The organism is Amycolatopsis sp. NPDC039088 (assembly GCF_055598845.1).
Genome location: NZ_JBVKAE010000012.1, coordinates 155,855 through 164,563, shown reverse-complemented (window position 1 = coordinate 164,563; position 8,709 = coordinate 155,855). Strand labels below are relative to the sequence as shown.

The 8,709-nt window shown below is 68.0% G+C and carries 7 protein-coding genes; 4 read left to right on the top strand and 3 right to left on the bottom strand.

Going from position 1 to position 8,709, the window contains the following annotated elements; all coding sequences use genetic code 11:
• Nucleotides 1-674: 674 nt before the first annotated feature.
• The gene (locus tag ACZ7KI_RS17950) at nucleotides 675-1,538 is read right to left on the bottom strand and encodes an alpha/beta fold hydrolase (protein WP_470274229.1); all 864 of its coding nucleotides are present in this window, start codon (nucleotides 1,536-1,538) and stop codon (nucleotides 675-677) included.
• A gap of 137 nt (nucleotides 1,539-1,675) precedes the next feature.
• On the opposite strand from ACZ7KI_RS17950, the gene ACZ7KI_RS17945 reads away from it, so the two are divergent.
• Nucleotides 1,676-2,593: an AurF N-oxygenase family protein gene (locus ACZ7KI_RS17945; protein ID WP_470274228.1), complete on the top strand. Its 918-nt coding sequence runs from the start codon at nucleotides 1,676-1,678 to the stop codon at nucleotides 2,591-2,593.
• 1 nt (nucleotide 2,594) lies between these two features.
• Entirely contained in the window at nucleotides 2,595-4,100 is a 1,506-nt protein-coding gene (locus ACZ7KI_RS17940; protein ID WP_470274227.1) for an FAD-dependent oxidoreductase, read from the top strand.
• Nucleotides 4,101-4,176: 76 nt separating this feature from the next.
• On the opposite strand, the gene ACZ7KI_RS17935 is transcribed toward ACZ7KI_RS17940, so the two are convergent.
• The gene (locus tag ACZ7KI_RS17935; RefSeq protein ID WP_470274226.1) at nucleotides 4,177-4,617 is read right to left on the bottom strand and encodes a hypothetical protein; all 441 of its coding nucleotides are present in this window, start codon (nucleotides 4,615-4,617) and stop codon (nucleotides 4,177-4,179) included.
• Nucleotides 4,618-4,790: 173 nt separating this feature from the next.
• Complete coding sequence (locus tag ACZ7KI_RS17930; protein ID WP_470274225.1) at nucleotides 4,791-5,774, bottom strand: Lrp/AsnC family transcriptional regulator; 984 nt, start codon at nucleotides 5,772-5,774, stop codon at nucleotides 4,791-4,793.
• A gap of 160 nt (nucleotides 5,775-5,934) precedes the next feature.
• Between ACZ7KI_RS17930 and ACZ7KI_RS17925 the strand changes: the two genes are divergently transcribed.
• Nucleotides 5,935-7,443: an AbgT family transporter gene (locus tag ACZ7KI_RS17925; RefSeq protein WP_470274224.1), complete on the top strand. Its 1,509-nt coding sequence runs from the start codon at nucleotides 5,935-5,937 to the stop codon at nucleotides 7,441-7,443.
• Nucleotides 7,444-7,493: 50 nt separating this feature from the next.
• Nucleotides 7,494-8,588 carry a M20 family metallopeptidase gene (locus tag ACZ7KI_RS17920; protein WP_470274291.1) on the top strand — a complete coding sequence of 365 codons (1,095 nt, stop codon included), beginning with the start codon at nucleotides 7,494-7,496 and terminating at the stop codon, nucleotides 8,586-8,588.
• Nucleotides 8,589-8,709: the final 121 nt, after the last annotated feature.

The following is an 8,709-nucleotide window of genomic DNA, read 5'->3' as shown; positions in this document are numbered from 1 at the left end:
GTGCGGATGGGGAGGGGTTGGGGGGGGGGGGGGGGTTTTTTGGGGGGGAAAAAAAAAAAAAAACCCCCCACGACCCCTAAGTGAAGTGCTCAAATCGGGCATTGAGTCCGGCAGTGGTGTCTCTTGTGGACACTCAGGGTGCGCCGACCAGCCCGGAATCAGGCAGCACGCACGACCTTCGGATCGCCAAGAGCGATACGGACCAGCAGTTGTACGACTTTGCCGGGGCCCCACCTTGAGAGTCAGGGGTCCGGCAGAGTCGAGTGAGTGCGGACCTGATTCCGGACCCCAACCGGGCTTCAGGGTCCACAAAGGATCCAAACCGGTCGCCAGGTGTCTGATTGATGTCTCCATGCCCGGCTCCGCGTGGGGCCACTTAAGGACAATCAAGCGTGAGCTGATCGAGGTGAGGGTGTGGTGAGGTCGCGACGATGGAGCAATCGGGACGTTGAGTGTCCCGATTCCTCCATCGTCGATCCCGTCAACGGCTGAACCGTCACCCTCCCACAGGCCAGGGTCCCGACTTTGCCGCTTTCCTACCTTGAGAGCAGAGAAGGAGGCCTCCACGGACCCGCCGCATCAGACGTGCGTGACCAGGAGTGCCACGCCCGCTCGTCCGGTAAGTCGGCGAGGGTGCCAGCCAGGGTTCTCCGGCGCGCGAACTGCGGCGCAGGTCACTCGGTCTGGAGGTGCTCGCCGGTGGCGGTGCGGTCGATGAGGTCAGCGAGTGTCGCGGCCGCCTCTTCGGGTACCCAGTGGCTGACACCGGTCAGGATTTCCAGCCGGTAATCGCCGTCGACATACTGGCCGGCGAGTTCGGCGCCGCGACGAGACAAGGCCGTGTCGCCGTCGCTCCAGACGTGCGTGGTCGGCACGGAGACCCGGGTGGGCAGAGACGTCGGGCGCTGCAGGAGCATGGCGCGATACCAGTTCAGGCCGCCGGTCAGGGCTCCGCCGAGGAGAATCTCCCGGTGGACCTGGTCGATCTGGGCCGCTGTCATCCCGGTTTTCGCGAGTGTGCGGTCCAGTAGCCCCGGCCGCAGCAGGATGGCGAGTTCGGGCAGCCAGGGGATCTGGAAGAAGAACATGTAGTAGGACCGGATGAGTTGGTCACTGGTCAGCATCGCGCGCAGGAAGGCCGCGGCGTGGGGGACCGACACCGTGGTCAGCGAGCTGACCAGGTCCGGCCGCTGGGCCGCGGTCGCCCAGGCGACGTTGGCGCCCCAGTCGTGTCCGACCAGATGCACCGGCCCGGCGCCGATGGCGTGGATCAGCGCGACAGTGTCGGCCACGAGACGGCTCGACCGATAGGCGAAGCGACCGCGTGGCCGCGCGCGGGGTGAGTAGCCGCGCTGGTCGGGCGCGACCGTGCGGTATCCCCGTTCGTTGAGCAGCTCGGCGGTCTCGGCCCATGACGCGCCGGTCTGCGGGAATCCGTGCAGCAGTACGACGACGGCGCCGTCGAGCGGGCCGGTGTCGCGGACGTCGAAGGTGAGCCCGTCGTGATCGAACGAGCCGATGCGGCGCGGCGTGGTCATGAGCGGTCTCCTCGTTGGCCGTGGAGCCGGTCCGTCGCCCCCACTCGCGACCGCACCATTTAGGTGTTACCTTGGGTAACAGTGAACCACGGTAACGCCTAAATCTACACCCAGCCGACGTAGTCAGGGAGGTCCGTATGACCAGCACCGATGTGCCGCGCACCACGGGGACGGCCGGTACCGGCCGCCACGAGACCGCGTGGCGACTCCTCGATTCCTCCGCGATGCTGTCCTACGACCCGGCCACCGAAGTGGACTGGGAGACGCCGCTGGACAAGGACTTCCACGGCGCCAGCCCGGAGTGGAGCACCCTCTACGGGACGAGCTACTGGGCTGAGATGACCCCGGAGCAGCAGAAGGAGCTCACGCGCCAAGAGGCCGCCTCGGTCGCGAGCACCGGTATCTGGTTCGAGATGATCCTGCAGCAGATGGTGCTGCGCGATTTCTACGCCAAGGATCCGACCGACGCGGCGTTCCAGTGGGCACTGACCGAGATCGCGGACGAATGCCGTCATTCGATCATGTTCGCTCGCGGTGCGGAGAAGCTCGGCGCGCCCCCGTATCGTCCGCGCAAGCTCGCCGTCGAACTCGGCCGCGTCTTCAAGGCGACGGCCACCGGCGAAGCGGCGTACGCGGCGATCCTCGTCGCCGAAGAAGTCCTCGACGTGATGCAGCGCGACTGGATGCGCGACGAGCGGGTGGTCCCGTTCGTGCGGACCATCAACAACATCCACGTCGTCGAAGAGTCCCGGCACATGAAGTTCGCCCGCGAAGAGACGCGTCAACAGCTCGAGGGCGCGGGCTTCCTGCGCCGCCGGATCAACGCGCTGGTCGTCGCGATCGCGTCGTACTTCATCGTCAGCAGCATGGTCAACCGCGACGTCTACAAGAACGCGGGGCTCGACACCCGGCGCGCGCAGCGCGAGGCGAAGGCCAACGAACACCACAAGGCGATGATGCGGTCGAGTTGCGCCGGGCTGATGGAGTTCCTCGGCTCGTGCGGCCTGCTCACCAAGCCCGCCCTGGTGTTCTACAAACGAGCGAACCTGATCTGACATGGCTTTCGCGATCACTCAGACCTGTTGCAACGACGCCACCTGCGTGTCGGTCTGCCCGGTCAACTGCATCCACCCCACGCCGGACGAGCCCGACTTCGGCACCACGGAGATGCTCTACGTCGATCCGGCTTCGTGCATCGACTGCGGGGCCTGCGCGGACGCCTGTCCGGTCGACGCGATCTTCCCGGTCGACCTGCTCACCGGGCCACTACGGGTCTACGAGGGGCTCAACGCGCAGTACTACGCCGACCGCGAGGTCGTGTCGTCGGCCGATCCCGCGCCGAACTTCCACCGCTGGGGCCCTCCGACCTTCGACAGGGCCATCCCGAGCGACTTCGCGCCGCCGGATATCGCCGTCGTCGGTACCGGTCCGGCCGGTATGTACGCCGTCGAGGATCTGCTGCTGCACACGAACGCGTGGGTCACCCTGATCGACCGATTGCCGGTCGCCGGCGGGCTCGTCCGCTTCGGTGTCGCCCCGGATCACCCTGCCACGAAACGGATCGGCGAGGCTTTCTCGCGCTTCCACGACCACCCTCGGCTGCGGATGCGCCTGGGCACCGAGGTCGGCCGCGACGTCACCGTCGACGAGCTGGCCGAGCGCCACGACGCGGTGATCTACGCCGTCGGCGCCTCCTCCGCACGCGGCCTCGGCCTGGACGGCGAAGACCTGCCGGGGAGCATCGCCGCGACCACCGTCGTCGGCTGGTACAACGGCCACCCGGACGTGCCCGCGAACGCGGTGGAGCTGTCCGCGGAACGAGTCGTGCTGGTCGGCACCGGCAACGTCGCGCTGGACGTGGCACGGATCCTCACCGCCGACCCTGACGGTCTGGCCGGCACCACGATCGCCGAGCACGCGCTGGAACGGTTGCGGACGAGCAAGGTCCGTGAGGTCGTCCTGCTCGCCCGGCGCGGGCCGGAGGACGCCGCCTACACCTCGCCGGAACTGCTCGCGCTGGCACAACGGGCAGGTGTACCGCTCGTCGTCGACAACGCGGACCCCCGCACCGCGGCCGCGATCGACGCGGGCACTGGAAAAGCCAAGCTGCTGCGCGATCTCGGCCGCGAGACCGTCGACTGGACCGCACCGCCGGTCGCGGACGCACGCCGGATCGTCCTGCGCTTCCACTCCGCTCCCACCGGGATCGTCGGTGACACACAGGTGCGCGGCCTCCGCGTCACCGGTCCGGACGGGCCGGTCGAAATCGCCGCGGGACAGGTCGTGCGCGCGGTCGGGTACCGCGGCACGCCGGTCCCGGGTCTGTCGTTCGACGAAGCTCTCGGCACGATTCCGAACACCGCGGGCCGCGTCGACGGACGCAGCGGTGCCTACGTGGTCGGCTGGATCAAACGCGGTCCCTCTGGCGGGATCGGCGCGAACCGCACCTGTGCGGGGGAAACCGTCGCGACCCTGTTGGAGGACATCACTTCCGGCAGGCTCCCGGTTCGGGCACGACGGTCGCCGATCGCCGCGCTGGCCGCGCGGTTCCGCGGTCGTTGACCCCCTGACCGTCTCCCCCGAAGGGCTCCCGAGCCGATCGGCTCGGGCTCCCGAGCCGATCGGCGGGTGAGGCCGGTTACGGGAAGTACGGGTTGTTGTAGCCGTACTCCTCGCAAGAGTCCGACCCTGGCCGGATGTCCGTGCACACCCGCAGCGTGGGACCGTAGATGCCGTTGGTGTCAGATCCCGCGATGCCCTTCCAGGTAATGGTCTTGCCGCAGCCCTCGTTGTTGTCGCGCCGCTTGCCCTGCCACTCGCTCGTCCACCCCTTGTTGATGATGAAGTAGAAGTAGACGGGGTTCCCGTCGCACTTCGCGTCCTTCAACGTGATGTCGGCCTTGAAGCTGCCCCGGCCGGTCCACGTCAGCGTCCCGCTGAAGCTCGCGCCGCCGTCCGGCGACGCCCCGGAGATGGATTTCGCCTGGTCCGCCGCCGCGGATCCCGCGCCGACGAACGCCAGCGCGAGCATCATGAACGCCGACACAAGACATGCGACGGCCCTCGAACGAACTCTCATGACAATCCCCTCGTGATCTGCCGACAGCGCCCGGACCAGGCACCTGTCGGGGCGGATACGGACTCGCGTCATCTGCTTCCCCGTCCACTTCGGGCGAGGCACCCCTAGAATCCTGAGAGCGCTTTCATTCTGCTTTCATGTCATGAAAGGTCCTTGATCCGTTGCTCGCGGACTCAGGCACTGTCCGGGGCGAACCTGCCGTCCTCGCGGTACAGCCAGTACCGGCGCAGCATGCGCAACACCACGGAGACCTGCAGTGCGGTGATCCCGGGCAGGGGAGCGAGGTCGCGGGTGAGGAAGTCCGCCATCTCGTCCTCGTTCCGGAACACGCCTTGGTGGATGACCGAAGCGGTGCCGGCGACGATCGACACGTACCGCGCCGACGGATGCCGCGCGAGTTCCTCGGCCACGGCCTGAATGGCACCCGGGGTGATGGTCAGCGCGATGACCGCTTCCAGTTCGTAGCCGAGCTGCGCGGGCTCGACCTCCACCCGCGGCCGGACGATGCCGCGCCGCAGTGTCGACTGGATCAGCCGGTATGCGGTGGACTGGCTGAGATCGAGGACGCGGGCCGCTTCCGCCGCGGTGATGCGGCCGTTCGCGGCCAGCAGCCCGATGAGCCGCCGCTCGTCCGCGCCCACTTCGCCGGCGTCGAAGCCGTCCGGCGCCACCTGTTCCCGGGACAGGATTTCCTGCTGGTCTTCGCTCAGCCGGTGCAAACGCCAGGAGTCGGCCCTGGTCAGGGCCCGCAGCACCAGTTCCGAATGGGTGCCCGCCACGCCCGCCACGCCGGGGATGCGGTCGGCGAGCAACTCGCGTGCCTGTGCGCGGTCTGGAACGTGCACGGCCAGATAGACGTCCGACCGGCCCGCCGTCTCCGCCGCGAGCTGGACCTCGGGGAAGCGCGCGAGTGCCTTCGCCGCTGAACCGGACGCCCCCGGTTCGGTCGTGACCCAGACGTGCCGTGGGTTCCCGCGCGCCCTCGCCGTCCAGTCGACCTGGCCGATCACCCGGAGAATCCGCTGTTCCTCGAGGCGGCCCAGCCGTCGCCCCACCGTGCTGGCGGAGACGCCGAGTGCCTCGGCGAGCACGGCGACCGAAGCTCGTGGCGCGATCTGGAGCGCCGCGATCAGGTCGAGTTCCGGCTCGGTCAGCATGCGGTGACTGTATCAGTCACCTTGCGAGCGCCTGTGACTGATCTGTGCATATCTGCAATCCGGCTTGCACTATTCGTTCGCTGGAGTTTGTAATGGGCCTCCGATCGGGAAAGGAGCCGCGCCGGTGAGTTCCAGTCAGGCAAGAACCACCTCACGTCCGATGAACCTCCTGCTGCGCGCGCTTGACGGCGTCGAGCGGCTCGGCAACAAGCTGCCGCATCCGTTCTGGCTCTTCGTGATCTTGAGCGGAGTCTTGGCGCTGGCCAGTTGGGGGCTCAGCGCGGCAGGCGTGTCCGCGCAGAACCCGGCGACAGGCAAGGCTGTCGAGGCGAAGAACCTGTTGTCCGCCGAAGGTGTGCGGATGATGGTGACGGACGCGGTCAAGAGCTACACGTCGTTCCCGCCGCTGGGCACGATCCTCGTGGTGATGCTCGGCGTGGCGGTGGCCGAGCGGTCCGGTCTGCTCGCGGCCGTGCTCCGGTCCGGGGTTTCGAAGGTTTCCCCGAGGTGGGTGACCTTCGCGCTGGCGTTCACCGGCATGGTGTCCCACGTCGCGTCCGACGCCGCATATGTGGTGCTGATTCCGCTGGGAGCCTTGGCTTTCCGCGCGGTGGGCCGGAGCCCGATCCTGGGCATCGTCGTCGCGTTCGTGTCCATCTCCGCCGGTTACGACGCGAGTCCGCTGATCACCCCGACCGACGCGATCCTCTCCGGGCTGACCACGGCGGCGGCGCAGACGATCGATCCGTCCTATTCGGTCACCCCGCTGGCCAACTACTTCTTCTCGCTCGCGTCCTCGCTCGTGCTGGCCGTGGTGATCACGCTCGTGACAGAGAAGGTTCTCGCGCGACGCGCCGAGGCGATGCCCGTCGACGACGACGCGGACGAGGACGATCTCGGCTCCCTCCAGCTCAGCCGTCAGGAGCGACGAGGTCTGCGTGCCGCGCTCATCGCGTTGGTCGTCTTCGTGGCCGCGCTGGTGCTGGCGGTGCTGCCCGCGTCCTCCCCGTTGCGGGGCAAGGACGGAAGCATTGTCGAGTCACCGCTGCTGAGCTCCATCTCGATCTTCCTCGCGCTGGGCTTCCTGGCCGCGGGCTGGGCCTACGGCAAGGTCGCCGGGACGGTGACCAGCGGCCGCGACATCCCGGGGTTCATGGCGCACGGTTTCCGGGAGATGGCGCCGATCCTGGTGTTGTTCTTCGCCATCTCCCAGTTCCTCGCCTACTTCAAATGGACCGGCATCGGGGAAATCACCGCGATCAACGGCGCCGGCCTGCTCAAAACCGCCGGAGTGTCCGGGCCGGTGATCATGCTGGGCATCCTCGTCGTGGTGACGCTGGTGAACTTGATCGTCACCAGCGGTTCGGCCCAATGGGCGTTGATCGGCCCGGTGTTCGTGCCGATGCTGATGCTGCTGGACATACCGCCGGAGACCACGCAGGCGCTGTATCGCATCGCGGACTCGTGCACGAACGCCATCACCCCGATGAGCCCGTACTTCGTGATGGCGCTCGGTTTCCTGCAGCGATACCGCCGCTCCGCCGGCATCGGCACGCTCTTCTCGATGACGGTCCCGCTGTCGTTCGCCCTGCTCGTGGTGTGGACGTTGCTGTTCTTCGTGTTCTGGGTGTTCGGTATCCCGCTCGGCCCCGGCGCCCCCGTTCGGTAGAAAGGATTCCCTTGTCACACGCGGATTGGTCCCGGAAGGCCTTGCCGTCCATGCTCGACGACCTGCGAAGGATCGTCGAACTGGAGACGCACAGCTACGACAAGCCGATGCTGGACAAAGGCCTCGACACGCTCCGGAGCTGGGTCTTCGAACGTCTCGGCGCACCGAGTACCGAGGCACGGCGCGTCGACGCGGTGCGCGGTGACGTGCTCGAACTGGACTATGCGGGAACGGCGCCTGGCACGGTGCTGCTGCTGAGCCACTACGACACGGTCTGGCCGACCGGCACGCTCGCCGGATGGCCGTACACCGCCGACGGCGACCGGATCACCGGGCCGGGCGCGTTCGACATGAAGCTCGGCCTGGTGCAGTCGGTCTGGGCTCTGCGGGGGCTGCGCGAACTCGGCCTTCCGCATCCGTCGGTCAAGTTCCTCTTCAACGGCGACGAGGAGATCGGCAGCCCGCACTCCCGGCCCTACATCGAAGCCGCGAGTGACGGCGCGCTCGCCACCCTCGTCTTCGAGGCGTCGCTGGACGGGAAGCTGAAGACCGCGCGTAAAGGCGTCGGCCTGTTCGACGTGACCGCCACCGGCGTCGAGGCACACGCGGGCTTGGACCCCTACGCGGGCGCGAGCGCGATCCATGGCCTCGCGGAGATCGTCGGGCGGCTCGCCGCGGCGGGCTCGCGCGAACACGGGACCACGGTCAACGTCGGGACGATCTCCGGTGGTACCGGCCGTAACGTCACCGCGGGCCAGGCGGTCTGCGGCGTCGACGTCCGCGTCGCCGAACCGTCCGAAATGGACCGGATCGACGCGGTTTTCACCGGACTTGAAACCGCCGATCCTCGCGTGACCGTTTCGGTCACCGGGGAGTGGAACCGTCCGCCGATGACGCAGAACACCCCATCCCGGGCGCTGTTCGCGACGGCACGGAAGGTGGCCGTCGAAGCGGGCTGGGAGCTGGAGGAGACCGCCGTGGGCGGCGCGAGCGACGGCAACTTCGTGTCCGCACTGGGCCGCCCGGTGCTCGACGGACTGGGCGCCGTCGGAGGCGGCGCCCACGCACGCGACGAGCATGTCCTCGTGTCGCACATCCCGGAACGGACGGCGCTGACGGTCGGGCTGATCACGGCGCTCGCCTGACGACCAGGCGCTCTCGGACGCACGGCGGCCGCGACCCGGTGCCGGGCCGCGGCCGCCGTCGTTCACACCTCATCTACCGCTACCAGTTGGACTGACTGGGCCGGACTGTCATGGGTTTAAG